This is a genomic window from Pseudonocardia tropica, assembly GCF_040105315.1.
GTDB lineage: Bacteria > Actinomycetota > Actinomycetes > Mycobacteriales > Pseudonocardiaceae > Pseudonocardia > Pseudonocardia alni.
The window spans coordinates 164,228-191,032 of sequence record NZ_JBEDNP010000011.1; the positions used below are offsets into that span (position 1 = coordinate 164,228).

24 protein-coding genes are annotated in these 26,805 nt (G+C 73.5%); 12 read left to right on the forward strand and 12 right to left on the reverse strand.

Annotated features, from left to right (window positions below; all coding sequences use genetic code 11):
* Nucleotides 1-183 precede the first annotated feature (183 nt).
* Nucleotides 184-732 carry a L,D-transpeptidase gene (locus WHI96_RS19280; RefSeq protein WP_345640773.1) on the forward strand — a complete coding sequence of 183 codons (549 nt, stop codon included), beginning with the start codon at nucleotides 184-186 and terminating at the stop codon, nucleotides 730-732.
* 72 nt (nucleotides 733-804) lie between these two features.
* Here the strand turns inward: WHI96_RS19280 and WHI96_RS19285 are convergent, their stop codons facing one another.
* A complete protein-coding gene (locus WHI96_RS19285) occupies nucleotides 805-1,782 on the reverse strand; it encodes a 4-hydroxy-3-methylbut-2-enyl diphosphate reductase (RefSeq protein WP_345640770.1) in 978 nt (325 codons plus the stop codon).
* 113 nt (nucleotides 1,783-1,895) lie between these two features.
* Here WHI96_RS19285 and WHI96_RS19290 point away from each other — a divergent pair, with 113 nt between their 5' ends.
* From WHI96_RS19290 to WHI96_RS19300, 3 genes are read left to right on the forward strand one after another with little or no spacing between them, the layout of a single operon-like run.
* Nucleotides 1,896-2,510: a lipid droplet-associated protein gene (locus WHI96_RS19290; RefSeq protein ID WP_345640763.1), complete on the forward strand. Its 615-nt coding sequence runs from the start codon at nucleotides 1,896-1,898 to the stop codon at nucleotides 2,508-2,510.
* On the forward strand, nucleotides 2,507-3,745 hold the full coding sequence (gene xseA / locus WHI96_RS19295) for an exodeoxyribonuclease VII large subunit (protein WP_345640761.1): 1,239 nt from the start codon (nucleotides 2,507-2,509) through the stop codon (nucleotides 3,743-3,745). The genes WHI96_RS19290 and xseA overlap by 4 nt, the downstream gene beginning before the upstream one ends.
* Nucleotides 3,745-3,969, forward strand: coding sequence for an exodeoxyribonuclease VII small subunit (locus WHI96_RS19300; RefSeq protein WP_345640759.1), 225 nt, complete (start codon nucleotides 3,745-3,747; stop codon nucleotides 3,967-3,969). Before xseA ends, WHI96_RS19300 begins: the two co-directional genes overlap by 1 nt.
* 72 nt (nucleotides 3,970-4,041) lie before the next feature.
* Here the strand turns inward: WHI96_RS19300 and WHI96_RS19305 are convergent, their stop codons facing one another.
* Nucleotides 4,042-4,992, reverse strand: a complete 951-nt coding sequence (locus tag WHI96_RS19305; protein ID WP_345640756.1) for a type IV toxin-antitoxin system AbiEi family antitoxin domain-containing protein — start codon at nucleotides 4,990-4,992, stop codon at nucleotides 4,042-4,044.
* Between the two features lie 158 nt (nucleotides 4,993-5,150).
* The gene (locus WHI96_RS19310) at nucleotides 5,151-6,095 is read right to left on the reverse strand and encodes a DUF4245 family protein (RefSeq protein ID WP_345640754.1); all 945 of its coding nucleotides are present in this window, start codon (nucleotides 6,093-6,095) and stop codon (nucleotides 5,151-5,153) included.
* 217 nt (nucleotides 6,096-6,312) lie between these two features.
* Between WHI96_RS19310 and glpX the strand changes: the two genes are divergently transcribed.
* The 4 genes from glpX to WHI96_RS19330 all read left to right on the forward strand — a co-directional run bounded on the left by glpX (nucleotide 6,313) and on the right by WHI96_RS19330 (nucleotide 11,696).
* Nucleotides 6,313-7,299 (forward strand): class II fructose-bisphosphatase, encoded by a 987-nt coding sequence (gene glpX, locus WHI96_RS19315; RefSeq protein ID WP_345641002.1) that lies wholly within the window; start codon nucleotides 6,313-6,315, stop codon nucleotides 7,297-7,299.
* Between the two features lie 54 nt (nucleotides 7,300-7,353).
* Nucleotides 7,354-8,754: a class II fumarate hydratase gene (locus WHI96_RS19320; protein WP_345640751.1), complete on the forward strand. Its 1,401-nt coding sequence runs from the start codon at nucleotides 7,354-7,356 to the stop codon at nucleotides 8,752-8,754.
* A gap of 137 nt (nucleotides 8,755-8,891) precedes the next feature.
* Nucleotides 8,892-10,121, forward strand: coding sequence for an EAL domain-containing protein (locus WHI96_RS19325; RefSeq protein ID WP_345640748.1), 1,230 nt, complete (start codon nucleotides 8,892-8,894; stop codon nucleotides 10,119-10,121).
* Nucleotides 10,122-10,166: 45 nt separating this feature from the next.
* Nucleotides 10,167-11,696, forward strand: coding sequence for an ATP-dependent DNA ligase (locus WHI96_RS19330; RefSeq protein WP_345640746.1), 1,530 nt, complete (start codon nucleotides 10,167-10,169; stop codon nucleotides 11,694-11,696).
* Here the strand turns inward: WHI96_RS19330 and WHI96_RS19335 are convergent.
* The 5 genes from WHI96_RS19335 to WHI96_RS19355 form a co-directional block, all read right to left on the reverse strand.
* The gene (locus tag WHI96_RS19335; RefSeq protein WP_345640744.1) at nucleotides 11,627-12,403 is read right to left on the reverse strand and encodes a UTRA domain-containing protein; all 777 of its coding nucleotides are present in this window, start codon (nucleotides 12,401-12,403) and stop codon (nucleotides 11,627-11,629) included. The two genes, WHI96_RS19330 and WHI96_RS19335, sit on opposite strands and share 70 nt — an antisense overlap.
* Before the next feature lie 63 nt (nucleotides 12,404-12,466).
* Nucleotides 12,467-15,610, reverse strand: a complete 3,144-nt coding sequence (locus WHI96_RS19340; RefSeq protein WP_345640741.1) for a helicase HerA domain-containing protein — start codon at nucleotides 15,608-15,610, stop codon at nucleotides 12,467-12,469.
* Nucleotides 15,607-16,203 carry a hypothetical protein gene (locus WHI96_RS19345; protein ID WP_345640738.1) on the reverse strand — a complete coding sequence of 199 codons (597 nt, stop codon included), beginning with the start codon at nucleotides 16,201-16,203 and terminating at the stop codon, nucleotides 15,607-15,609. Before WHI96_RS19345 ends, WHI96_RS19340 begins: the two co-directional genes overlap by 4 nt.
* A gap of 25 nt (nucleotides 16,204-16,228) precedes the next feature.
* Entirely contained in the window at nucleotides 16,229-17,293 is a 1,065-nt protein-coding gene (locus WHI96_RS19350) for a hypothetical protein (RefSeq protein ID WP_345640735.1), read from the reverse strand.
* A complete protein-coding gene (locus WHI96_RS19355) occupies nucleotides 17,290-17,796 on the reverse strand; it encodes a DUF4365 domain-containing protein (RefSeq protein WP_349302425.1) in 507 nt (168 codons plus the stop codon). Before WHI96_RS19355 ends, WHI96_RS19350 begins: the two co-directional genes overlap by 4 nt.
* 112 nt (nucleotides 17,797-17,908) lie before the next feature.
* On the opposite strand from WHI96_RS19355, the gene WHI96_RS19360 reads away from it, so the two are divergent.
* Complete coding sequence (locus tag WHI96_RS19360) at nucleotides 17,909-19,354, forward strand: GuaB1 family IMP dehydrogenase-related protein (protein ID WP_345640729.1); 1,446 nt, start codon at nucleotides 17,909-17,911, stop codon at nucleotides 19,352-19,354.
* A 43-nt stretch (nucleotides 19,355-19,397) separates the two neighbouring features.
* A complete protein-coding gene (locus WHI96_RS19365; RefSeq protein WP_345640726.1) occupies nucleotides 19,398-20,219 on the forward strand; it encodes a class II aldolase/adducin family protein in 822 nt (273 codons plus the stop codon).
* Between the two features lie 12 nt (nucleotides 20,220-20,231).
* On the opposite strand, the gene WHI96_RS19370 is transcribed toward WHI96_RS19365, so the two are convergent.
* The 3 genes from WHI96_RS19370 to WHI96_RS19380 form a co-directional block, all read right to left on the reverse strand.
* Entirely contained in the window at nucleotides 20,232-20,636 is a 405-nt protein-coding gene (locus tag WHI96_RS19370; protein ID WP_345640723.1) for a nuclear transport factor 2 family protein, read from the reverse strand.
* 113 nt (nucleotides 20,637-20,749) lie between these two features.
* Nucleotides 20,750-22,030, reverse strand: coding sequence for an RNA 5'-3' helicase PhoH2 (phoH2, locus tag WHI96_RS19375; RefSeq protein ID WP_345641000.1), 1,281 nt, complete (start codon nucleotides 22,028-22,030; stop codon nucleotides 20,750-20,752).
* A gap of 454 nt (nucleotides 22,031-22,484) precedes the next feature.
* Nucleotides 22,485-23,738 carry an amino acid adenylation domain-containing protein gene (locus tag WHI96_RS19380; protein WP_345640721.1) on the reverse strand — a complete coding sequence of 418 codons (1,254 nt, stop codon included), beginning with the start codon at nucleotides 23,736-23,738 and terminating at the stop codon, nucleotides 22,485-22,487.
* Between the two features lie 310 nt (nucleotides 23,739-24,048).
* On the opposite strand from WHI96_RS19380, the gene WHI96_RS19385 reads away from it, so the two are divergent.
* Both WHI96_RS19385 and WHI96_RS19390 read left to right on the forward strand, forming a co-directional pair.
* Entirely contained in the window at nucleotides 24,049-24,438 is a 390-nt protein-coding gene (locus WHI96_RS19385; protein WP_208818823.1) for a hypothetical protein, read from the forward strand.
* A gap of 1,026 nt (nucleotides 24,439-25,464) precedes the next feature.
* A complete protein-coding gene (locus WHI96_RS19390) occupies nucleotides 25,465-25,896 on the forward strand; it encodes a hypothetical protein (protein ID WP_345640716.1) in 432 nt (143 codons plus the stop codon).
* A 133-nt stretch (nucleotides 25,897-26,029) separates the two neighbouring features.
* On the opposite strand, the gene WHI96_RS19395 is transcribed toward WHI96_RS19390, so the two are convergent.
* Complete coding sequence (locus tag WHI96_RS19395; RefSeq protein WP_208818822.1) at nucleotides 26,030-26,800, reverse strand: isoprenyl transferase; 771 nt, start codon at nucleotides 26,798-26,800, stop codon at nucleotides 26,030-26,032.
* Nucleotides 26,801-26,805 lie beyond the last annotated feature (5 nt).

Below are 26,805 nucleotides of genomic sequence, written 5' to 3' on the forward strand. Positions count from 1 at the left end.
GCGCGGTCACGGTCGTCCGGACGCATCCGCCCAGGTGGGCGGCCGGAACGTACCCCGCAGACCGCCCGGGTGACGACGGATCCGACAATGGGAGCAACCCACTGCCCTCCCGAGCGTCTTTCCATCCGGGGGCACGGCGCGACCCCGCCGCTCCCCGACGCACGCCGGAACCACTGGAGAGCCATGCCGACCACCCGCAGCCCCCGCAGGACGCGACCCGCGATCGTCGTCGCGCTGGTCACCGCGGCCGTCGCGCTGATCGGCGTCGGCACCGCGATCGCCGGGACCCCGGCCGCGCAGGCCTTCCGGGACCAGCCGCTCGTCGAGGGCACCCCGTGCACCGTCACGGCCCGCGCCTGCGTCGACCTCGACACCCAGCGCTCCTGGCTGATCACCGACGGGAAGATCACCCACGGGCCCGTCCCGGTCGCCATCGGCGGCCCGGGGAAGGAGACCCCGGTCGGCCACTCCCTGCGGGTCTACCGCAAGGAGCAGCTGCACCGCAGCGGCGAGTACACGATGACCAACGGCGAGCCCGCCCCGATGCCGTGGGCGGTGTTCTTCCAGGACGGCGGCATCGCCTTCCACGAGGGTCGCACCGACACCCCGTCGGCGGGCTGCGTCCGGCTCACCCCGGAGAACGCGAAGCTCTGGTTCGACACCCTGCAGATCGGCGACCAGGTGCAGGTCGTGTCGGCGAAGCAGGTCCAGGCGGACCGGGCTGCGGGCTGACCGCCCCGCCCCGTACACGACGGAGGCCCCGGACCGAGTCGGTCCGGGGCCTCCGTCGTGTGCAGGCGCGGGTCAGTTCACCGGGGTCAGGCCCAGCGAGCGGCCGCGCGGCGGGCGCAGCTCGCGGGGCAGCGAGAAGGTCAGCGTCTCCTCGGCGGTGTCGACCTCCTCGACCGAGCCGAAGCCGCGCTCGGCGAGGTACTCGACGACACCCTGCACCAGGATCTCCGGGACCGACGCGCCGCTGGTGATACCGACCGTCGTGACGCCGTCGAGCCAGGATTCGTCGATCTCGCGGGCGTAGTCGATCAGGTACGAGGCACCGGCCCCGGCGCCCAGTGCGACCTCGACCAGGCGCACCGAGTTCGACGAGTTCCGCGACCCGACGACCAGCACGAGGTCGCAGCGCGGCGCCATCGTCTTCACCGCGACCTGGCGGTTCTGCGTGGCGTAGCAGATGTCGTCCGACGGCGGGTTCTGCAGCTTCGGGAACCGCTCGCGCAGCGCACGGACGGTGTCCATCGTCTCGTCGACGCTCAGCGTGGTCTGCGACAGCCACACGACCCGCTCCGGGTCGCGGACGGTCACGGAGTCGACGTCGGCGGCGGACTCGACGAGCTGGATGTGCTCGGGCGCCTCGCCGGAGGTCCCCTCGACCTCCTCGTGCCCGGCGTGCCCGACGAGCAGGATGTCGTAGTCCTCGCGGGCGAACCGCTTCGCCTCCTGGTGGACCTTCGTCACCAGCGGGCAGGTCGCGTCGATGGTCTGCAGGTTCCGGCCCGTGGCCTCGTCGCGGACCGCGGGCGAGACGCCGTGCGCGGAGAACACGACGTGCGCGCCCTCCGGGACCTCCGACGCCTCGTCGACGAAGATCGCGCCGCGCTCGCGCAGCGTCTCCACCACGTGCTTGTTGTGCACGATCTCCTTGCGGACGTACACGGGGGCGCCGTACTGGTCGAGCGCCTGCTCCACCGCCTCGACGGCACGGTCGACGCCCGCGCAGTAGCCGCGGGGCTTGGCGAGCAGGACCTGCTTGGCAGAACCGGACATGGCCCCCAGGGTACGGACCGGTCCGGGAGCGGGCAGCCGTACGTGACCGGCCCGACCGGGTCCCGGCGCGCCCGGCGCGACAGGCGGCCGCGGATCAGGCGACAATGGCGTGCATGTCTCCGCTGCCGTTCCCCGTGCGGATCGCCGCCGGCCTCGTCGTGACCGCCGTCGAGCAGGTCCGAGAACTGCCGCGGCACGCCGTCGAGCTGCCGGTGACCGCGGTCAGCCAGGCGCTGCAGGTGTCCATGCGACTCCAGCAGCGGATCACCGAGCTGGCGATCAAGGGCGACCGCGCGCTGGGCACCCTGCGCCCCGCCGACGACATCCCCAGCTGGGCGACCTTCGACGACGACCTGGCCGACGGCGCCGACCTCTCGCTGCCCGACCCGGAGCCGATCGCCCCGCCGCTGCCGCCCGCCGCTCCCCCGGCCGGGCGCAACGGCACCGTGTCGTCACTGCGGCCCGCCCGCACCGGCATCCCGATCGACCGGACTCCCGCGTCGCCCCGCCCGGCGTCGGCGTCGAACCGGGTCGAGGCGGGTGCGACCGCGCCCGCCGTGCTGCCCGAGTACCCGACGATGACCGTCCCCCAGCTGCGCGGCAAGCTCCGCACCCTGAGCCTCGACGACCTCGCGGACCTCCTCGCCTGGGAGACCGCGCACGAGAACCGGCCGCCGTACGTCACGATGCTGACGAACCGGATCGCGACGGTGTCCGAGAACCGTTGAGCGCCACGACCTCCGAGGAGGACCCGTGGCCGGTCCGCACGGTCGCCCGCAAGATCGCCGAGTGGGTCGACCGGCTCGGCGCGGTATGGGTCGAGGGCCAGCTCGCCCAGGTCAACGCCCGCTCCGGGACCGCATTCCTGACCCTGCGTGACCCGGCCGCCGACGTCTCCCTGCAGCTGACGGCGCCGTCGTCGCTGGTGCGCGACGCCGGCGGCGCCGTGACCGAGGGCAGCCGGGTGGTCGTGCACGGCAAGCCGTCGTTCTACCTGGGGCGCGGCACGCTGTCGCTGCGCGTCGACCGGATCCGTGCGGTCGGGCTCGGCGAGCTGCTGGCCCGCATCGAGCGGCTGCGCAGGCTGCTCGCCGCCGAGGGGCTGTTCGACCCGGCCCTCAAGCGGCGCCCGCCGCTGCTCCCGCACACCATCGGTCTGGTCACCGGGCGCGACTCGGCGGCCGAGCACGACGTCGTCTCGGGCGCGACCTCGCGCTGGCCCGCGGTGCGGTTCCGGATCGAGAACGTCGCCGTGCAGGGCGGGCTCGCCGTCGAGCAGGTCGTGGGCGCGCTGCGGGCCCTCGACCGGGACCCGGACGTCGAGGTCATCGTCCTCGCCCGCGGTGGCGGCAGCGTCGAGGACCTGCTGCCCTTCTCCGACGAGACGCTGTGCCGCGCCGTCGCCGCCTGCCGGACCCCGGTCGTGTCGGCCATCGGGCACGAGCCGGACACCCCGCTGGTCGACCACGTCGCCGACCTGCGCTGCTCCACCCCCACCGAGGCCGGACGCAGCCTGGTGCCCGACCTCGCGGAGGAGACCGCGCGGATCTCCGGGCTGCGCGACCGGGCCCGCCGCGCGCTGCACGGCTGGGTCGACCGCGAGCAGCACCGCCTCGACGACCTGCGACGACGGCCGGTGCTGGCCGACCCGCTGCGTATGGTCACCTCCCGGGAGAGCGAGATCGCCGACGCACGCGCCGCCGCCCACCGCGCGGTGCTGCGCCGGCTGGACCGGTCGTCGTCGGAGCTGGAGCACCTGGGTGCCCGGCTCGCCGCGCTCGGCCCGACCGCGACCCTGGCCCGCGGCTACGCGATCGTGCAGCTCGCCGACCGCACCGGCGACGACGTGCCCCCGCTGCTGCGGTCGGTCGCCGACGCGCCCGCCGGCACCGGCCTGCGGATCCGGGTCGCCGACGGCGCCGTCGCCGCCACCGTGACCACCACCCCCGACCCGGAGACCTGATGAGCGACCGACCGGCAGTGGAGACCCTGGGCTACGAGAAGGCCCGCGACGAGCTCGTGGAGGTCGTGCGCGCGCTGGAGGTCGGCGGCCTCGGTCTGGACGAGTCCGTCGCGCTGTGGGAGCGCGGCGAGGCCCTGGCCAAGCGCTGCGACGCCCAGCTCGCCGGCGCCCGCACCCGCATCGAGGAGAAGCTGGCCGACGCCGAGTCCGACGACGACGCCTGAGCCTCCCGCACGGGATCCGGCGTCCCACACGGGTCCCGATCCGGTGTGGGACGCCGGATCCGGTGTGGGAGGTCATCGGGTCGGCAGCCTGGTCCGGAGGCGGGTCAGGAGGGCGGCGGGGTCGGTCAGGTCACGCCAGGTCCACCGGACGACGTGCAGTCCCAGGTCGCGGAGCCGGTCCTCGCGGACCTTCTCCTCGGTGATCACCTGGCCCGCTGTCCTCCCCGGTGGGAGCAGACGCCCGTACTTGATCTCTCCGTCGAACTCCCCGACGACGGGTGGACGGCCGTCCCACCAGAAGTCGACCGTCGCGAGCCACCGGCCGGAGCCGTCACGCACCTCGCGCTGCAGGTCGGGGGCGGGGATCCCGGCGGTGTGGAACAGGACCCGGCTGCGTGACTCGCCGGGGCTCGCGGCGCGCCCGTCGGCGAACCGGGCGACGCGCACCGCGGCCGCCGTCCCCCGTCGACGACGGTCCGGGCGGGCCGCGCCCAGGAGCTCCGCGGTCCCGAGCCCGTGTCGCCGGGCGAGAGCGTCCGCGACGACGACCGCCTGCCCGAACGGCACCGTCCTGGCGACGTCGACGACGGTGCGGGCGGGGCTGGTGACCGGGAGCCCGCGCACCCGGATCGTCTCCGCGGGGTCGAGAGGCAGCGCATGGAGGACGAGATCGTGCCCCCGGCGGGCGCCGGTCGGCACCGACCGCGTGACGTGCACGCGGTCCAGCGGCACGTCCCAGGTCTCGGCGCCGTGCACGACCGCGGCGGAGACGTGGCTGACGACGGCGGGCGAGTCGAGCCGACGCAGCACACCGCGCACGGCGCGCTCGTGCGCGGCGACGAGCTCCTCCCAGCGCCCGCCGGGTCCCGTCACCGCCCCGGGCGGTACGGCACCGCGGTACATCCCGCGGCAGACCCGCACGATCGCCCCCGCGCCCAGGGCCTGCCGGATCTCGGCCTCGCTCATCCCCGCGGCGATCAGCTCCGAGCGCCGCACGGGCGTCGTACCGGGCAGGAGGTCCATGCCCCCGACCCTGCCCCGCCACACCCCGTCCGCCGGCCCCACACGGGCCCCTGTGGACAACTCCCCGCGATGTGGACGACCACGTCCCACACGGGTTCCGGCGTCCCACACGGGATCGGAGCCCGTGCGGGACGCCGGAACCCCTGTGGGACCGGTCCTCAGGAGCCGGGCGGGTAGACGCGGGCGGTCGTCAGGGCGGTGGCCAGGGTGGTGAACTGCTCGTCCGACGCGGAGCCCGTCACCAGGACGCGGACCTCAGGCCGGCCGGGCAGCGTCGCGATCCGGAAGGGTTCGCCCCCCTCGGCACCGTAGACCTCCCAGGTCAGGCCGCCCGCCCGCACCGTGCCGCGCATCGTCGGCGGGCCGTCGCCGCGGCCCGCGGAGCCGGACTCGGTGGCGAGGACCCCCTCGACCGAGCCGTCGGTCTGGACCAGGCTCAGGAAATCCGCGTCGGGGGTGACGAAGCCGATGCGCACGGCGGTGCCACCGCCCTCCACCGGGCCGCGGTCGGTGGAGTTGACCCGGAACGGGACGTCCGGCAGCCGCAGCGGGAAGGTCGAGCCGCGGGCGTACTCGGCGATCCGGGCCGGGGCGTCGACGGTGGGGGCCGACGCGGCGTCCTCGGCCGGGGTGCCGGGCGAGAACGAGCAGGACCCGCCGACCGAGAAGATCAGCAGTGCGACCGGGACGAGGATCAGGCAGGCCCAGATCAGGTCGCGCACGGACGCGTCGCCGCGGGCGGGCTTGTGCATCGCCTGCGGGCCCGCCTCGGGGATCCGGCGGGTCACCGGCGGCGGCTGCGGCCTCCCGGACCGGGCCGCACCCGCGGGAGCCGCGGCGACGGCCGGGGTCTCGGCCGGGTCCGGGCCCGCGTCGGGGTGAGCGCCCGGGGCCGGGGCCGACACCGGGTCCGACGCCGGAACCGGGCCCGGGACCGGGTCGTCGGCCGCCGCCCGACCGGCGGAGGCCGCCCCACCGGGGGACGCGTCCCGGTCGGCGGCCCCGGCGGTACCGGAGGTCTCGGCCGGGTCCGGGACAGCCGGGGGCCCGGCGGGCTCCGAGGAGTCCGGCGACGGCGTTCCCGGGTCAGGTCGTGCGCTCACGCGTCCATCGTCCCAGGCATGGCGTCGGTCGCTCATCACTGCTCCCCCGGCGTCCCACGTGCGAGGATCGCCGGGCGCCTCCCCGTACGCCCGTGGGAACCCGGACGAGGGGACGTCGCCGACGAGCACGCCGCCCGCGAATGGAGACGTATCCGTGAGCCAGCCCGCCAGCCCCGCCAGCCCCCGCCGTCGTGAGGCGCCCGACCGCAACCTGGCGATGGAGCTGGTCCGGGTCACCGAGGCCGCCGCGATGGCCGCGGGACGCTGGGTCGGCAAGGGCGACAAGAACGGCGGTGACGGTGCCGCCGTCGACGCCATGCGCCAGCTCATCTCCTCGGTGTCGATGCGCGGCGTCGTCGTCATCGGCGAGGGCGAGAAGGACGAGGCCCCCATGCTGTTCAACGGCGAGGAGGTCGGCAACGGCGAGGGCCCGTTCTGCGACGTCGCCGTCGACCCCATCGACGGCACCACGCTGATGGCCAAGGGCATGCCGAACGCGCTGGCCGTGCTCGCCGTCGCCGAGCGGGACGCCATGTTCGACCCGTCCGCCGTCTTCTACATGGAGAAGATCGCGGTCGGGCCGGAGGCCGCGGACGTCATCGACATCACCGCACCGGTCGCGGAGAACATCCGCCGGGTCGCGCGGGCCAAGGAGATCGACGTCGCCGACGTCACCGTCTGTGTGCTCGACCGCCCCCGCCACGAGCAGATCGTCACCGAGATCCGCGAGGCCGGTGCCCGCATCGCCTTCATCTCCGACGGCGACGTCGCCGGTGCCATCGCCGCCGCGCGCCCGACCTCGGGCGTGGACATGCTCTACGGCGTCGGCGGCACCCCGGAGGGGATCATCACCGCGGCCGCGCTGAAGTGCATGGGCGGCGAGATCCAGGGCCGGCTGTGGCCCAAGGACGACGCCGAGCGCGAGAAGGCGCTCGCCGCGGGCCACGACCTCGACACGGTCCTGACCACCGCCGAGCTCGTGCGCGGCGAGAACGTCTTCTTCTGCGCCACCGGCATCACCGACGGCCCGCTGCTGCGCGGCGTCCACTACCGGGGTGGCGGCGCGACCACCCAGTCGATCGTGATGCGGTCCAAGTCCGGCACCGTCCGGCTGATCGACGGCTACCACCGTCTCACCAAACTGCGCGAATTCTCCTCCGTCGACTTCGACGGCGCCGAGGGCGAGGCCCCGCCGCTGCCGTGAGGTTAGGCTCACTTAACACTGCGGGACGGGTCGTGGTGGAGTAGACCTTCGCCCATGAGCGAGGACTTCCGCATCGAGCACGACACCATGGGCGAGGTCCGGGTCCCCGCCGACGCGCTGTGGCGGGCCCAGACCCAGCGCGCGGTGGAGAACTTCCCGATCTCCGGCCGCGGCCTGGAGCGCGCCCAGATCCGCGCGCTCGGCCTGGTCAAGGCGGCCGCGGCCCGGGTGAACGGCGAGCTGGGCGTACTGGACGACGACCGGGCCCGCGCGATCGCCGCGGCCGCCGACGAGGTGGCCGCGGGCGGGCACGACGACCACTTCCCGGTCGACGTCTTCCAGACGGGCTCGGGCACGTCGTCGAACATGAACGCCAACGAGGTCATCGCCTCGCTGGCCGCCCGGGCCGGGACCGACGTCCACCCGAACGACCACGTCAACGCCTCGCAGTCGTCGAACGACGTCTTCCCGACGACCATCCACCTCGCCGCCACCGAGGCGCTGGCTACCGAGGTCGTCCCGGCACTGCAGCACCTCGAGGCCGCGCTGCGCCGCCGCGCGGCGGACTGGTCGGAGGTCGTGAAGGCCGGCCGCACCCACCTCATGGACGCCGTCCCGATCACCCTCGGCCAGGAGGCGGGCGGCTGGGCCAGCCAGACCGGCTACGGCGCCGACCGCGTCCGCGACGCGCTCCCCCGCCTCGCCGTCCTGCCGATCGGCGGGACCGCGGTCGGCACCGGGCTGAACGCTCCGGACGGGTTCGGCGCCGCCGTCGTCGCGAAGCTGCGCGGGGCGACCGGCCTGGAGCAGCTCGCCGAGGCCACCGACCACATCGAGGCCCAGGGCTCCCGCGACGGCCTGGTCGAGGCCTCCGGCGCGCTGCGCACCGTCGCGGTGTCGCTCTACAAGATCGCCAACGACCTGCGCTGGCTGTCGTCCGGACCGCGCACCGGGCTGGCCGAGATCCACCTGCCGGACCTGCAGCCGGGCAGCTCGATCATGCCGGGGAAGGTCAACCCGGTGATCTGCGAGGCCACGATGATGGTCTGCGCGCAGGTCATGGGCAACGACGCGTGCGTCGGCTTCTCCGGCAGCCAGGGCAACCTGGAGCTGAACGTGATGATGCCGGTGATGGCGCGCAACGTGCTGGAGTCCGCCCGCCTGATCACGAACGCGGCGCGGCTGCTCGCCGACAAGGTCGTCGACGGGATGGAGGCCGACCTCGAGCGCACCCGCGAGTACGCCGAGTCCTCGCCGTCGATCGTCACCCCGCTCAACTCGAAGATCGGCTACGAGGAGGCGGCGGCCGTCGCGAAGCAGGCGCTGAAGGAGCGCCGGACGATCCGCGAGGTCGTGATCGAGCGCGGGCACGTGGCGAACGGGACGCTCACCGAGGCCGAGCTGGACCGCGCCCTGGACGTGCTGGCGATGACCCGCGGCGAGAAGCGCTCCTGACCCCGGCTGCGCCCGGTCACCGGCCGGGCGCACCGGGTCAGTCCATCCGCTGTTCACCTCCGCGTCCCCGTTCGGTCCACATCGACGTGACACCGTGTGTGCGTCAGTCGATCACTGTCACCCGAACGGACTCACCCATGCCCGACCAGCGCTTCGCGTACGTGCCCGTGCACGATCTGCGCACCGGCCGCGTCGCCGGGGTCGAGGTCGTGCCGCGCCGGCAGCACGACGCCGTGGCCGTGGTGGCCCGCGACCGCGGCTGGGACGCCCGCCGGATCGCCGAGCTCGACGCCGGGACCGCGGTCTCCGCGGTCGCGTCGGCCCGCGCGTACGGCGGGTCGGTCCCGATCCAGGTCGACGTCGCCGCGGACACCGTCCTGCACGCACGCGGCCGGCTGCGCGGCATGCTCGGCGACGCCGCCGACCCGGTCACCCCGCTGCTGGAGGTGGGTCCGCCGATCGCCGCCGCCGCGCCGGCCGAGCACCTCGTCCCGGCGCTGGCCGAGCTGCGGCGGTGGGGCTTCCGGATCGGGCTCGACGGGGCCGGGCGCGCGTTCGGTCCCGAGGTGGTGGCCGCCGTCCGGCCGGACGTGGTGAAGCTGGAGCCCGACCTCTGCGGCGGGGTGCTCGACGCGGGCACCGGTGCCGCCGTCCGCGCGGTGATCGAGGTGTCCCGCACGGCCGGGGCGCCGGTCGCCGCGACGGGTGTCCACGACGCGGGCAGGCTGGCCGCGCTGTTCACGATCGGCGTCGCCTTCGCCCAGGGCCCGCTGCTGGGCGGGACGCGCGCCGTCCCCGAGGCCGACCCCGCCACCCGCGCGGAGCTGCTCGGCCTGCTGAGCGCGGCGCCGCAGCCGTTCACGACCGGGTCCGCGACGCCCGCCCCCGAGCGCCCCGCGGCGCCCCGGCCGGCCGGTCCCCCGGTGCGCGGGCTCGCCGTGCCGGCCGTGACCCTGCCCGACGACGCCGTCGGCGACACCGCCCGCGAGGCGCTGCGCGCCCGCCCCGACTCGGCCGGGATCGTCCTGGTGGACCGGGCGCACCGGCCGGTCGGCTACCTGGACCGCAGCCGCGTCCTGCTCCAGCTGGCCGGCAGGTTCGGCCACGCGCTGTGGGCCGAGAAGCCGGCGGCGGAGCTGGCGGACCCGCCGCGGACCGTCGACGAGCGGACCCCGCTGCACCGCGCGATGGAGATCGGTCTGTCCGGCGACCCGGCCCGCGGCTACGACGACCTGGTCGTCGTCGCACCGGACGGCACCTGCCGCGGGGTCGTCCCGGTCGCCGAGCTGTGGCGCCGCGCGATCCTGCCGCGCGCCGCGTCCGGCCCACGCCCCGTCCCGTCACCGCAGGCCGCGCGCACCGCCTGATCCGACGACGCGCGCGATGTCGGGGGTCGCTGCTTCACTGGCCCGGTGCTGTTCACCGACGTCGTCACCACCTCGGCCGCGGTCGGGGCGACCCGTGCGCGCAAGGAGAAGACCGCCGCGCTCGCCGGGCTGCTGCGCACCGCTGCGCCGGCCGAGGTCGTGCCGGTCGTCGCCTGGCTGTCCGGGGTGCCCCGGCAGGGCCGGATCGGGACCGGCTGGCGGACCCTGTCGGGCGTCGACGTGCCGGCCGCGGCGGAGCCGTCGCTGACGGTGGAGCGGGTCGACGCACTGCTCGACGAGCTGGCCGGCACCGCGGGGGCGGGCTCGGCGGCCCGGCGCCGCGAGCTGCTCACCGAGCTGTACGGCACCGCGACCACCGACGAGCAGCGCTTCCTGCACCGCCTGCTCACCGGCGAGCTGCGCCAGGGCGCCCTGGAGGGGCTGATGGTGGACGCCGTCGCGTCCGCCTCCGAGGCACCCGCGCCCGCGGTGCGCCGCGCGTTCATGCTGTCCGGCCGGCTGCCGGAGACCGCGGCCACCGCGCTGACCGGCGGACAGGACGCGCTCGCCGCGGTCGGGCTGGAGGTGGGCAGGCCGGTCCGGCCGATGCTCGCCTCCCCCGGCGACTCGCTCGACGCCGCGCTGGCCGGGCTCGGCACCGACGTCACCGTCGAGCACAAGCTCGACGGCGCCCGCATCCAGGTGCACCGCCGCGGTGACGAGGTGCGGGTGTGGACGCGCACGCTGCGCGAGATCACCGACGGGGTGCCCGAGCTGGTGGAGCTGGTGCGCGGGCTGCCGTGCGACACCGCGGTGCTCGACGGCGAGACCCTCGCCCTCGACGACGACGGCCGCCCCCGCCCGTTCCAGGACACGATGAGCCGGTTCGGCACCGAGGAGCGGGTACCGGACGTCCTGCTGTCGCCGTTCTTCTTCGACCTGCTCCACCTCGACGGCCGGGACCTGGTCGACGAGCCCGCCGAGGTCCGGCTCGACGCGCTCGCCGGGCTGCTCGCCGCGGACACCCACGCCGCGCTGCGGATGCCGGGGGTGCGGCGGCCGTCGCCGGAACAGGCGGCCGCGGTCCTCTCCGAGGCACTGTCGGCGGGGCACGAGGGCGTCGTCGTGAAGGACCTGGCCGCGCCGTACGCGGCCGGGCGCCGCGGCAGGGCCTGGCAGAAGGTGAAGCCGGTGCACACCCTGGACCTGGTGGTGCTGGGCGCCGAGTGGGGCTACGGGCGGCGGACCGGGTCGCTGTCGAACATCCACCTCGGCGCCCGCGACCCGGACGGCGGGGAGCCGGTGATGGTCGGCAAGACGTTCAAGGGGATGACCGACGAGCTGCTGGCCTGGCAGACCGCGACCTTCCCGGAGTACGAGACGGCGCGCGAGCCGGGCGTGGTGCACCTGCGGCCCGAGCTCGTCGTCGAGATCGCGCTCGACGGCGCGCAACGCAGCACCCGCTACCCGGGCGGGGTCGCGCTGCGCTTCGCCCGGGTGCTGCGCTACCGCCCGGACAAGACCCCGGCCGAGGCCGACTCGCTGGAGGCGGTGCGGGCGCTGCTGTCGGGCTGAGCGGCCGCGTCGCCGTCACGGGCGACCGGGACCGTGCCTGCCGGGTCGGCGCGCAGCACGCTGACGGCGAGGACCCGGCCGTCGTCGCCGGTCAGGGTGCGTTCGGCCCCCAGCAGCGGGGCACCGGCGGCGACGCCGAGCAGCGCCGCCGAGTCGGGGTCGGCGGGCACCGGGCCGGACCGGGTCCCGGCCCGCGCGGGACGCAGCCCGGCGTCGGCGAGCTGCCGGTCGAACGGGCCGGTCCCGGGCACCGCGAGCAGCAGCGCCGCGGCCTCGGTCGCCAGGTAGTGGGTCTCCAGCACCGCGCCGCCACCGGCCGTCGCCGAGACGCACTCCGTGCGCAGGCACGGCGTGCCGACGGGGACACCGAGCCAGTCGGCGAGCACGTCGGGCGCGGCGATCCCGGTGCGTTCGAGCCAGCGCGGGACCCGGGTGCCCGTGCCCGTGACGGCGGTCCGGCCGGGGTAGTGCGGGCGGGCGACGATCCGGTGCGCGGTCGGCCCGGGCCGCAGCAGCCCCTCCTCGCGGAGCAGCCCCAGCGCGGCGCGCACGGCGCTGCGCGACACGCCGTGGCCGACCATCAGCGCGTCCTCGCCGGGGAGCAGGTCCCCGGTCCGCGCGCGCCCGGCGACCGCGATGCGCAGCAGGTCCCGTACCCGGCGCGCGTCGGACGCCCGCACGTGGTGGGACGGCGACGGCACCGGCATGTACCCGACGGTAGAACAGCCGCGTTTCCCGACCGTTGATGCCAGGTCACACGCTGATGACAGCTAGTCCTCTCGGTCCGACCGTCCCTCGGCGGCCCGGCGCACGACCTCGTCCTCCTCTGGCGGGCTGGGAGGGTGATGGCTCAGACACTGCGGTGATCGCATCAGGTCGAAGGGCCGCCCCTCGGTGGCGAGGTAGAACTGCCCGGTACCCAGCCGCGAGATCTCGTCGACCGCGCCTCCCTTGTCGCGGGCCAGGCTCTTGGCGGCGGAGATCTGCGCGGCAGCGTTGAGAAAGCCGTAGAACTGGGTGGCCGCATTGCCCGAGACCTGATTGTGCAGGCCCTTGGGTGCCTGAGTCGCGAAGACGAGCCCCAGGCCGTACTTGCGGGCCTGGGAGGCGAGAGCGATGGTGCTCGCGGTGCAGGCCGTGTGAGCACCTGAGGAGGCGTAGTTCTGGGCCTCGTCCATGACGAGCAATCCGCCGAGGGGACGCTCTCCCGCCGGGTTCGCTTTGATCCAGGAGAACAGGGCCATCTGTAGCTGGTTGACGAACGCCTGGCGCTGCTCCTGCACCGGCAGACCGACGAAGCTGAGCACCGAGATCCGAGCCCGGCGCCCTGGCGACGGGGTCAGCAGGACACCGGGATCCAGCGGCTCGCCGATGTCGCGGAGCAACGGGTCGTTGATCCGGGCTGCACGCAGGGCCTGCGACATCTCCTCGGCCAGCTTGACGCCCGTGCGCAATGTGGTCAGGTCCTCCGGCAGCTCCTCCAACAGCTCGACGAGCCCGCCGAGAGAGGACCCTCCCTGGTTCACGTAGTAGGTCAACACCTCGCGCAGAACGGCTTTGCCCTGTACGAGCTTGCGACCGCTCAGTCCGGTGTTCGGTTCGAGACTGGCCACAGCCGAGTCGACGGCCATACGGAACTCGTCCTCGTCGTCGGTCACCGCCGCGAAGTCGGGAAGCGGACGAAGCGTGAGCGGGCGTCCGCGGCTCCGCCCCGGAGTCCAGACGACGACCTCGGTCCCGTTCAGGTATCGCTCCGACCGTTCATGGTCGCCGGGCAGCCAGTGAACCGGCGGCTGGGGCCACGGGTCGCCCAGCCGACACAGGTCGTTGTTGATGTCCAGGACGATCGCCGAGACGCCGTGCAGCGCGCACTCCTCGACCAGGCGCCGTAGCAGCACGGTCTTGCCGGATCCTGAACCCGCGAAGACAGCGGTGTGCTTACGCAGGGCCTCGACGAGGACCTCCACCGGCTGCCCGTCCGGGGCGGTCCCGATGAGCACACGTGGCCGCGGGTCGGCCTCGTCGCCCTCGGGTTCCGGGGTGTGTGGGGCGGGGACTGCGTCAGACCCGACCGATGCCTCCTGCACCTCGCCGGGCCCCACGGCGGAAGCACCGGGCCCGGGCAGGAATCGGCGGAAGAGCTCGACGGACCCCGCCGGTCGCCGGGTCAGCAGCCAGTCCCGCCACCCGGGCGCGGCACGACGGCGCATCACCTCGAGCGCGGTGAGGGTCCGGATGTCGGCCTCGCCGAGCGGGACCGCGACACCGCCCTGGGCCTCCAACTGCTCGACGGTCTCCGCGGTGATCCGACCGCGCGGCCAGTCGCGGTTCCGGAGCAGCACCAGCGCCCGTCGCTGCGCGCCGGCTGCGATTCCGGCCTCCGTACGGGCTGCCGTCAGCCGGCTCTGCACGGCACGCGCGTTGGAGTGCGCGATGGCTCGGAACGTGTAGTGCACCTCGTTCTCGGTGCTGTCGTTGAGGGTGTGCCGAAGCCGGGCGTGCACCGGAGGACGGCGGGCACGGACCGGGTCGACGCTGAAGGCGTTGCCGCCGTCACCCATCTCGATGACGTAGGCCTGGAGCCCGGCCGCGAGCAGGCGCGGCATCAGCTCGTCCTCCTGCTCGGGGTCGAACGGCGCCGACAGATCGGCATCCTCCCGCAGCTGCTCGAAATCCGCGTCGAGTCCGTTCAGACGTTCGGGATCGGCGGCGACCGCGGGCAACGCGGTGCGGGAGACGCCTTGCAGGTCGGACAGCTCGCTGACGCGGCCGGCCTCGAGGCAGGCCCGCACGTGTTCCTCCACCGTCCGCAGCAGTCGCCGCGGCGTGTAGGCACCGATGCCCTCGAACGCCTCGGGACGCACCGGCCAGGTCGGGTACGGCGGAACGTGGCCGGCCTCGGCGTAGAGTCCTCCGAGATGCTCGGCGACGATCGCACGGGCCACCTCGGCATCGGGCATGACGCCCTGCAGGGTCAGGACCCGGAAGCGATCCTTGGCCGACTCGACCGCACCGGCGGTGAGCAGCGTCCAGGAGGTCGGCAGGCAGGCGACGACCGTCAGGGTGCACCGGGTGAGTTCGCGCAGCTCCATCAGACCGTCCGCAACGTTGCTCACCGTCTGCGCAGCCGTGGTCTGCGGGGCCTGCGCACCGTCGAACGCGGTGGACGCCGAGTGGCTGATCAGCGGATCGATCTGGTCGACGGCGAACACCGACGGGCCGGTCAGAGCGAGCAACCGGGACAGGTCGCGCAGGACCAGCCTCCGTGATCTCGGCGGAGCGGGCCGGAAGCCCCACTCCTCACGTGCGGCGTCCTCGACGTCGCCGTCGTTGCTCAGGTAACCGTTGCCGACCTCGTGCACCTCGGGTCGGTCGGCGCGGAAGAGGACGAGTGCACGCAACGTGTCCTGGCAGTCGTTCCAGACCTGGGCGTCGAGCCGGCGCAGACCGGCGATCAGGAAGTCGAGATCTGTACGCGCCACGGGAATCGTTCCCGCGATCCGGGATACCTCGACGGGCTGTAGTCCGCACGATGTCGCGAGCCGCCGTAGGAGCGGTGAGAGCTGGTCCACCGATCCCGCTTGGAACCCGTCCAGGATGCCGTGGACCGCGTTGCGCCAGAAGTCGTCCCCCTCCATCAGACGGAGCAGGAAGAAGTAGCCGTCGATCTCCTGGACCCGCTGACGCAGCCAACGCAGGAGGTGGGTCTTCCCAACACCGCGTTCGCCCTGGAGGACGACGCCCACTGGGCTGGCGCGTCGAGTGGTGCTCTTGGGGACCGCGGCCCACAGCGCGCGAGCCGCGGATGCGTGCAGGCCCTCGACGTGTTGCTCGACGGGACTCCAGATGTCCTCCGCCGTCATGGCGGAGCTGAACTGCACTGCCTCGAGAGCGGCAAGGTCCTCGTCGATCATCCGTTCTCAATCATGATCATGTGGCGGGACTCCCCTGCGACGACGACGGCGGCCTCGTGGTCCGACTCGGTCAGGGCCTTCGTGTTGGGTTCCGACTGCAGGTGGACCCCGGGGGCGACGGCCAGAGCGGCGAGCGCGGCGTCGATGTCGCCCCGGGCCAGGTCGGAGATCTCCTTGCGCAGCCGGGACAAGCCGACCCAGCCGCCGGGTTCGGTCAGCCGGGCCACGGCGTCACGGATCCGCACCTCCGGATCGGGCCGGTACGGGAACAGCTCCGACAGCGGGATGCCCGTCCGCTCGAGACCGTGCAGGATCGCGTAGAGCGCGCCCCCGAGGTATCCCGCACGATCGGGACGCGAGGCGCCGAGTTCCTCCGTGCACCACGCGGTGCCGGCGTCGCTGATCTCGTGGACGAACCCGCGGCCGACCTTTCTCGAGTCGACGAGACCGTGCTCGTTGAGGCGACGACGAGGTTCACCGTCGAGCCTCACACCACCGGCTTCCTGAAGCTGGGCGTTGGTCAGCTCCCGCCCCTCTGCGAGCAGCGTGAGGAGCACCGCTCGCTCCCGCTGGTTCAGATCCACCCTGCTCACGTGCATCCTCCGATTCCACGAGGCGTCACGACGCGCCCCCACTGTTGTCGACCATCAGCTCGATCCGGCCGTCTCTACTCGTCAGCTCACCGCGAACCCGTACCGGTCGAGACCGGTCGTAGCGGCGCACGACACGCTCGTAGGTGGCCTGGTCCGGGAACCGGACCCAGATCGTCCGGCCCCGCCGGGCACCGTGCGCCGGCGCGACCTCTCCCGACAGCCGCGCCCGCCACCGGTCGTCCGATCCCGGCTCGTCGTGCAGGCCGTCCACCATGCCCGCGGCCCTCGCCGGACCGCTGACTCCTGACCGGGACAGCCGTCTCATCCCTGTTCTGAGCCCCTCGCCCGATCCGGCTGCGAAGCCGATCTTCTCGACTCGCCCGTCCGCAACGGGCCGGTCCAGCCCCGGTACCCGCATCGCCCACCGGAAGCTGAACTCGAACGCCTCGTCGTCCTCGCCCGCCAACCTCGCGAGGGCCGAGCAACACTCCAGGGAGACGCCCTGGAGGGCCACGTCCTCGAACGAGGCGCCGCCGTTCCCGACCGTCTCGGCCAGCGCGCGGGCCGCGTCCCGTACCTGCAGCGACACGGCCCTATGGCTGGGTCGGCCGAGATGTCCCCGGACATCGAGGAGCAAGGAGAAGCCGGGTAGGTCCTGTGGTCCGGGGCCGAGATCGACCGCATCGAGGAGATCACGGACCGGTCGGGGCTCACCCTTCGGGAATCGCAGGTGCGGGCCCTCGGAAACGGCCCGCGCCGACTCCCGGATGAAGCTGCGCAGCCCCTGGAGCGCGGATGCGCCCTCGGAGATCGTCAGTGTGCTGTCCCTGCGCACGGTGATCTCGTCGACGGCGGGATGGCGCAGTGCGCGTCGCACCTCGTCGGCGGGGCGTCCCTCAGCCCGTGACACCGTCCGGAGCAACTCCGACACCCGCTGTGGGAAGTCCTCGACCCCGGAGGACCCCGGCAGCAGCACTTCCAGACTGTCGAGGGCCCAGATACCAGCTCCCCGCCACATCAGCCCGGTGTCGATCCATCCGGTTCCACGCAGGTAGTCGGCAAGCTGGTCGACGCTCGGTTCCTCGGTCACCGGGCGACCACCGGGTCGAGCTCCACGAGACGACGCAACGAGTCTGGCGTCAGGACGTTGGCCATCGGCATCCGGACCGTCGTTCCGGCCCGGCCCCGCTCGTCGGTGAAAGGGGTCCGGTCCCGGAGGGACGTCACGTACCCGATCGTCCGGAGCAGCAGACCGGAGGTGAACATGTCCGAGAATCGGTCCGTGTCACGAGGAACGACGACCACGACGAGGTAGCGTGCGACCTGGAAGCGGTCCCCGGCCAACCGGTTGAAGCCCTTGCGGTCAAGACCTCCGAAGTTCAGACACCCACCCGCCCAGGACGGAGACGCCGTCGTCTTGATCTGCATCTCCACCGCTCGGGCGAATCCCGGGCCGGGGGCCGGCATCCGCACCCCGAGGTCGATGCCGTCCCGATCGAGTTCCTCCTTGTAGACGGTGAGCCCGGCGGCGGCGGCGAGCACGCGTACGTACGCCTCACCGAAGGAGCCACGGTGATTGTTCGGGTCGAGCATCCGGGCCTTTCGAACGCCGATCACTCGCCGGCGCGGGGCGAACCCTATGAGTGATCGAACGGCAATCGCGAGAGCCGGTCGGGTGTATCGACAGGCGTAGAGTCTCGATACCGTGCGCTTCCTCGACGACCGCCGGCCCGAGCACGACCTGACCTACGACGACGTCTTCCTCGTCCCGCGCCGTTCCACGGTGACGTCGCGGTTCGACGTGGACCTCACCGCCCCGGACCGCTCCGGGGCCACGGTGCCGGTCGTCGCGGCGAACATGACCGCCGTCGCCGGCCGCCGGATGGCCGAGACCCTCGCCCGCCGCGGCGCGCTGACGGTGCTGCCGCAGGACGTGGCGACCGACGCCGTCGCCGAGATCGTGTCCTGGATCAAGTCCCGGCACCCGGTGTGGGACACCCCGCTGGTGCTGCGCACCTCCGACGCGGTGGCCGACGCGCTGAACCTGCTGCCCAAGCGGGCCCACGACGCCGTCGTGGTCGTCGACGACGGCGGCCGCCCGGTCGGGACCGTGTCCGAGGCGCACTGCGCGGGGGTGGACCGCTTCACCCGGCTCGCCGACGTCGGAGACCCGGACCCGCTCACGCTGCCGCTGGGCACCGAGCCGCGGGAGGTGTTCGAGCAGCTCAACGCCGGTCGCAAGGCGGTGGCGCTCGGACTCGACGGCGACGGCCGCCTCGCGGGCCTGCTCACCCCGCTCGGCGCGATCCGCGCCGGGATCTACTCCCCCGCCCTCGACGGCGCGGGCCGGCTGCGCACCGCGGCCGCGATCGGCATCAACGGCGACGTCGCGGTGAAGGCGAAGGCCCTGCTCGACGCCGGTGCCGACGTACTCGTCGTCGACACCGCGCACGGCCACCAGGAGAAGATGCTCGACGCGCTCGGCGCGGTCCGGCGGGTCGTGGACGACGCCGGCGTCGCGGTCCCGGTCGCGGCGGGCAACGTCGTCACCGCCGACGGCGTCGCCGACCTCGTCGAGGCGGGCGCCGACATCGTCAAGGTCGGCGTCGGCCCCGGCGCCATGTGCACGACCCGGATGATGACCGGCGTCGGGCGCCCGCAGTTCTCCGCGGTCGCCGAGTGCGCCGCCGCGGCCCGCGAGCGCGGCGCCGTCGTCTGGGCCGACGGCGGGGTGCGCCACCCGCGCGACGTCGCCCTCGCCCTCGCCGCGGGCGCGGCCTCGGTGATGATCGGCTCCTGGCTGGCGGGCACCTACGAGTCCCCCGGCGACCTGCTGCGCGACGAGCACGGCCGCGCGTACAAGGAGTCGTTCGGGATGGCGTCCAAGCGCGCGGTCAGCGCCCGCACCCGCGGGGACAACGCGTTCGACCGGGCCCGCAAGTCGCTGTTCGAGGAGGGCATCTCGTCCTCGCGCCAGCGGCTGGATCCGGACCGGCCGGGCGTGGAGGACGTGCTCGACGAGATCTGCTCGGGCGTCCGCTCCGCGTGCACCTACGCGGGCGCACGCTCGGTCGACGAGCTGCACGAGCGTTCCGTCGTCGGGGTGCAGACCACCGCCGGGTTCACCGAGGGCACCCCGCACGGCCTGTGAGCCACCGCTTGACCCGGGACGTGATCCGGCGCACGGTCGGCTCATGGCCGCCCCCACGCAGGACACCACCACCAGCAGTTCCGGTACCGCCGCCCTCGGCGGCGGTACCGGCGGTCTGCCCAGGCCACCGACGTTCGCCACCTCCGCCGAGGAGCGGCTGCACCGCAAGCAGCAGCTCGCCGGTGCGTTCCGGATCTTCGGCCGGTTCGGCTTCGGCGAGGGCATCGCCGGGCACGTCACCGTGCGCGACCCGGAGGACCCGGAGATGTTCTGGGTCAACCCGTTCGGCATGAGCTTCCGGCACATCCGCGTCTCGGACCTGATCATGGTCGACCACCACGGCACGGTCCGGCACGGGAACCGCCCGGTGAACCAGGCCGGGTTCGTCATCCACTCGGCCGTGCACGCCGAGCACCCGCACGTCGTCGCGGCCGCCCACGCCCACTCGGTGTACGGCAAGGCGTGGTCGTCGCTGGGCCGCCCGCTGGACCCCATCACCCAGGACGCCTGCGCCCTCTACGAGAACCACGGCGTCGTCCACGAGGGCGCGGGCGCGGTCGTGCTCGACCCGGAGGCGGGCCGGGCGCTGGCCCGTGGCCTGACCGACCGGAAGATGGTGTTCCACCAGAACCACGGGATCTTCTCCGTCGGCGAGACGGTCGCCGAGGCCGCCTGGTGGTTCATCTCGACCGAGCGCAACTGCCAGGCGCAGCTGCTGGCCGAGGCCGCGGGGACGCCGACGCTCGTCGACCACGCCAACGCCCGGTTCACCGCCGAGCAGACCGGTACCCCCTACGCCGGCTGGTTCTCCTACCAGCCGCTGTGGGACGAGGTCGTCCGTACCGACCCGGACCTGTTCGACTGACCGCGCCGCGGCTCACACCCCGGCGGCGACGCGCAGGACGTGGGTGTCGAGGAAGCCCTCGAACGCGGTGAAGCGCTCGCCGTCGGACTCCCAGACGTGCACGCCGCGGACCGCGGCCGAGCGCCCGGTCCCGGCGTGCGTCACCTCGTAGCGGACGTTCACCACGACGGTGCTTCCCGACGGCAGGAACCGCTCGGGGGTCACGACGAACGCGGTCCACTCGGTCGCGAGCCGGCTGAAGAGGCCGTCGACGACCTCCTGCGGGCCGGTGAACGGGCCGGGGTAGACCGAGCCCACGGGTTCGGTCCACCGGATGTCGGGGCTCATGGCCCCGAAGACGGCGGGCAGGTCGCCGCGGGCGAAGCCGTCGTAGGCCTCGCGCAGCAGGGTCACGGGGGCGGTGAGGGAGGTCGTCATGGCGGACGAGGGTCCGCCGCCGGCGTCACCGGGGCATCGTCAGGACTGACGACTCCGTACGACGACGGCCCCCGCACGGTGGGTGCGGGGGCCGTCGCCGGGAGCGGTGGGTCCTAGGCGTTGGGCCCCTCGAGCATCTCGGTGACCAGCGCGGCGATCGGCGAGCGCTCGCTGCGGGTCAGCGTCACGTGCGCGAACAGCGGGTGGCCCTTGAGCTTCTCGATGACGGCGTTGACGCCGTCGTGCCGGCCCACGCGCAGGTTGTCGCGCTGCGCGACGTCGTGGGTGAGCACGACCCGCGACGCGGTCCCGAGCCGGGACAGCACCGTGAGCAGCACGTTGCGCTCCAGCGACTGCGCCTCGTCGACGATCACGAAGGTGTCGTGCAGCGACCGGCCGCGGATGTGGGTCAGCGGCAGGACCTCCAGCAGGCCGCGGGCGATGACCTCGTCGATGACGTCCTGGCTGACCATCGCGCCCAGGGTGTCGAAGACGGCCTGCGCCCAGGGCTGCATCTTCTCGACCTCGCTGCCGGGCAGGTAGCCGAGGTCCTGCCCGCCGACGGCGTAGAGCGGCCGGAAGACGACGATCTTGCGGTGCTGGCGTCGTTCCAGCACCGCCTCCAGGCCGGCGCACAGCGCGAGCGCCGACTTGCCCGTCCCGGCCCGGCCGCCGAGGGAGACGATCCCGACCTCGTTGTCCAGCAGGAGGTCCAGCGCGATCCGCTGCTCGGCGGAACGGCCGTGCAGCCCGAACGCCTCCCGGTCCCCGCGCACCAGCTTGACCCGCTTGTCCGCGGTGACCCGCCCGAGCGCGTTCGACGCCCCCACGAGCCGCAACCCCGTGTTGCAGGGCAGGTCGCGGGCCTCGTCGTGGTCGATGACGCCGTCGCGGAACAACGCGTCGACGTCCTCGGGGGTCACCTCCAGGTCGGTCATGCCGGTCCAGCCCGAGAACAGCACGTCCTGGCCGTGGTACTCGTCGGCGTCCAGACCGACCGCGGCGGCCTTGACCCGCAACGGCATGTCCTTGGTGACCAGCGTGACGTCCGCCGGCGCTGCCGGGTCCGCCTTGAGGTTCAGCGCACAGGCCAGGATCCGCGAGTCGTTCGAGTCGGTGCGGAACCCGGCCGGCAGGACCGTGGGGTCGGAGTGGTTCAGCTCGACGTGCAACGTGCCGCCGGACTCGCCGATCGGCACGGGGGCGTCGAGACGGCCGTGCTTGACGCGCAGCTCGTCGAGCTGGCGCAGCGCGGTCCGGGCGAACCAGCCCAGCTCGGGGTGGTGACGCTTGGCCTCCAGCTCACTGATGACGACGAGCGGCAGGACGACCTGGTGCTCGTCGAAGCGCTGCAGCGACCAGGGGTCGGACAGCAGCACGGACGTGTCGAGCACATAGCAGCGGGTGGTACCTGCCGGTGCGTCCCCGACGGACCCCTGGGGTGCGGAGGTCGGGTCGGTGAGGGCGGGACGACGATCGGTCACGGGTGCTCCCTCGCAGGCGCGGCACCGCGCCTGCTCTGCGTCGGGCCGGCCGGCCCCGGTGCGGGCCGCGACGACGCGGAGGGACCATGGCGGTCCTCCGGCCGGCACGCCCGCAAGGGCCGGGTGCCGGCCCTCTCGGGTGCGTGTGACACCACTCCAGGGCCTCCCGAACGGGCCGCATCGGGTACAGCCCGTCGTCATGGACGCTACTAGTGGTCACCCTCGTGCGGTCAATAGCAACTCTCCGTCGGATCCCTACGTTGACCCCTGATGGAACAGTCGTAACGTGCCGTTCATCGTGTGATCGGTACCGTCCGACGTCGGATCGGGTATCGACACCTCGTTCGGTGGCGAGCCGTTCGGCTCAGCCGAAGTGCGGCGGACGGAGTACTCCGACCGCGGCGGCGGCCGGTCCACCGCGTTCCGGACCGTGCGCGGCGCCACCGTCGGTGACCAGATCCGACGGCAGGACCGGGGTGTCGAGCAGCGTCGCCAGCGCGGCGGCGGGGCCCTCCGGGGCGCTGACGAGCCGGGCGCGCACGAGCGGGCCGCCCTCGGCGTAGGTGACCGGGTAGGTGCGCCACTGGGGATGGTCGAGGAAGTCGAGCATGCGCCGCGCCCGGTCGTCGTCGACCAGCAGCCAGCGTGCGAGGTGGGCGAGCACCGCGTCGGGGCCGGCGCCGTCGACGTGCCGCATGAGGGCGGCGTCGAGCCGGACCCGGCCCAGCAGGTCCAGCTCCCGTTCGATCCGCTCGGCCGCCGGGCCGTCGAGGCGCACGCCCGCGCCCGCGAGGACGCGTTCGGCGACCGCGCCCCAGCCGGGGCCGGGCACCACGGCGACGGCGGCCTCCGCCGCCCCCTCCGCGACCAGCCCCTGCGGGCTGTGGACCAGCCGCAGTGCCAGCTCCGGGTACCGCGCCGACGCGACCTCGGCCCGGCAGTACTGCAGGTGGTGACCGGGATAGACCTCGTGGGCGAGCAGCGGCAGCAGCGAGCCGGCCCGCACCCGACCGGTCGTCGCGACCGAGATCCGGCTGCGCAGGCCGCCGCGGTAGCGGGTGAACGCCGTCCAGGGGCGGGCGCCGACGAGGTCGACGTCGGCGTGCTCGCCGTCCGGGAGCCCCAGCGTGTCGTGGGTGCGGCGGCGCAGTTCGGCGACGACGGCGGTGACCGCAGCGGCCAGCCGTTCCGCCGGGACGACGTCGGCGGCCCGGTGGTCCCGCATCCGGGCGGCCAGCGGACCGCGCCCGGGCAGCACCGCCGCCAGCCTGCGGTGCGCCTCGTGCAGCTCGTCCGGCTCGCTGCGGCGCGGGAGCACTCCGAACAGGTCGCGGACCTGCTCGACGTAGCCGACGTCGTCGCCGGCGAGCAGCCGGGCCCGGCAGCGCAGCGCGACCAGGAGCGCGTCCAGGTACCGGCGACGACCGTCCGGGAGTCCCGCCGCCGCGACCTGCGCACGCAGCCGCCCGGCCGTGACGACCAGCGCCGCCGGGTCCCCGACCGGCTCCGCGGCCACCCGCCGGGCGATCGACGGGTACGGCGGCGGCCCGTCCAGCACACCCGGCCGCAGCCGGTCCACCCGCGACGCGAGCTCCGCCGTCGCGTGCAGCAGGTCCATCCCCGGAGCGTAGGCGGGCCCGGAGCGGAACGACGGCGAGGGCCGCCGGTGACGCATCCGTTCGGACGTACCCGGCCACGCAGAGTGCACGGTTCGGGTCGGCGACGGCTCGGTCGCACGGGACCGGAACAACCTATTTGGGGAGTATCGGAACCGTCAGTGAAAGTGTACCTCGATAGGGTCACGAGATTTGTTTCGCAGGAATAACAGCGGTAGCTTTTCTAGCAGTCGGTACGGGCTCCCCCTCGTCAGCGTGCCGGCACGCGTGAGACCGGCTTCGGGCGGACTCGAGACTCAACAGGAGAAAACTGTGCTGAAGAAGGCTGGAATCGTGGTTGCGGCCTCCGCCGCGTCCCTGCTCGCCCTGTCCCCGCTCGCCTTCGCCGGCGACAAGGACGGCGACCACGGCCACAAGGGCGGCCACCACCACGGTGCCGAGAACGTCATCGACAAGGACGCCAAGGGCCTCATCGCCGGCCTGAACGGCAACAACGTCAACGTGCCGATCCAGGCCTGCAACAACAACGTCCCGGTCAACGTGCTGGGCGTGCAGGTCCCGGTCGAGGACGCCTCCGCCCTCAACGGTGTCACCGGCGCCCTGGGCATCCTGGGCAAGGCCCAGGCCAAGTCGGGCGACTCGACGACCGACCAGTCGGACAACTGCGGCCAGGAGGCCGGCGCCGGCGACTCGATCGGCTGATCTCCTCGCAGATCCGAAAATGCCCCGGGGTATCCACTCCGGGGCATTTTCGCGTTCCGCTCCAGGCCCACTCCAGGGTGACCGGGGATCCCGCCGGGTCACTGTTTACCGCACCCTCGCGGACGTGATCACTCCGTCGTGTCGACGCCTCCGGGCGCTACTCCGGTACCTCGGCCACGTGACCACGCTCCGTGCACGAATCACGCTTCCCCTCTTGTCGGCCGTCCTCGCGCCCGGCCGCCGCACTGCCCGGAGGCCCTCGCGCCCGGCCGCCCTCCTGCCGCCCGACCACCCTCACGCCCGGCTGCCCTCCGGCCGCCCGACTTCCCGGCGATCCCACGCACGCGACTGCCGCTCGGCCACCTCGGTCGCGACTGCTCCGGCGGCCACGACCTCACGCGAGGTCCTGAACGCCGCCATGATCACCGGCTGTGGAGCGGAACGTCCGCGTCGCGGACGCCTGACTCCACAACCGGTGATCATGTGAGCCCACCCGCCGGACCGGACCGGGCTGCCGCGCCGGTTCGGCACCAGCGGCACCCCCGGATTCGGTCGACGGCCCCCCACCGCACCGATGCACTGGGCCGCCGCTGACCGGCCGCACCCTCACGGCCCCGGTGCCCCGGTGCCCCGGAGCCCCGGCGCCGCGGGCCGACTCCGTCGGCTCGGACGGGTCAGCGGGCGGCGTCCGTCCGCCACCGCGGTGGCGCACACGGCTGGATCCCGGTGCCGTCGACACCGGCCGCACAGGCCCCCCGAACGGTCCTCACCTCACTGCCCCGACCGCCGCAGCGTCGACACGCCCGCACGCCGCGCCGACCGCGCTGCGATTGCGGCGACGAATCCCCAGGTACACGAATGGTTCGCCGACTCCGTCGCAGAATCACGCAGGGTCAGATTGTCGAGCGCGAAAGCGTCCGTTAGATTGACACGCAGTCGATGCGGGCTCCCCGGTTCGAGCGTCGACAGGTACTGAGAGTCGCGCACCTTGGTCGGGCGCGCTCTCCGACTAACAGGAGACGGACTGTGCTGAAGAAGGCTGGAATCGTTGCCGCGGCCGGCGCCGCGTCGCTCGTCGCGCTGAGCCCGCTCGCGTTCGCGGGTGAGCACGGTGGCGACACCCACATCAAGGACAGCGGTAACACCAAGTCCCACGAGAGCTACTTCAGCGGCAACAAGGCCAAGGCCTCGACCGTCGAGGACTCCGAGGGTGTCGCGCAGAAGAACAGCGCCGGCCTGGTGAACCTGTCCAACAACAACATCAACGTCTCGCCGCAGGCCTGCGGGACCGCCCTCAACGGCAACAGCCTGGTCCAGGGTGCCCTGGGCGGCCTGTTCTCCGAGGCGTACAACAAGTCGGGTGTCACGTCGGACAACAGCGTCGACTGCACCAACGCCGCCGACAACGGCGACAAGGTCGACATCGACGGTGGCAAGCACCACGGCGGTGGCAAGTAGGACCTCGCGTCACCGACGCGCGGAAGGCCCCGGGAGTCCGCTCCCGGGGCCTTTCCCGTTCCGGGAGATCGCGGTCCCCCTTTCCGGGCACATACAACGAGCGAGTCGGCCGGAGGTTACGGTCGATCTGAATTCATCCGCCGAAACGTCGGTGCCGTGCGCCGAAGTCGCGCAGTGCCCGCAGGAAATCGACGCGACGGAACTCGGGCCAGTAGGCCTCGCAGAACCAGAACTCCGAATGGGCCGACTGCCACAGCAGGAACCCCGACAGTCGTTGCTCACCGCTGGTCCGGATGACGAGGTCCGGGTCGGGCTGTCCGGAGGTGTAGAGGTGCTCCGCGATGTGGTCGACGTCGAGCGACTCCGCGAGCTCCTCGATCGTCCGTCCCGCCTCCGCCTGGGTCAGCAGCATCTTGCGGACGGCGTCGGCGATCTCCTGGCGGCCGCCGTAGCCGACGGCGACGTTCAGCTGGATGCCCCCGCGGTCGCTGGTACGGGCGACCGCCGCGGTCAGCCGGTCGGCCAGGCTGCTCGGCAGCAACTCCATCGCGCCGACGACTCGCAGCCGCCACGGGGTGTCCGGGCCGGAGAGGTCGTCGACGACCCCGGCGATGATCTCCAGGAGGTCCTTGAGCTCCTCCGGGGAGCGGGTGTCCAGGTTGTCGGTGGACAGCAGGAACACCGTGACGACCTCGACGCCGGCCTCGGAGCACCAGCCGAGCATCTCGGCGATCTTCGCGGCGCCGGCACGGTGCCCCTCCGCGGGGTCGGCCAGACCCGCCTCCCGCGCCCAGCGGCGGTTGCCGTCGAGGATGAGCGCCACGTGCCTGGGCTGCTCGGCCCCCGCGATCTGACGCAGGATCCTGCGCTCGTACACCGTGTAGAGCAGGTCTCGGAGGGCCACGTACA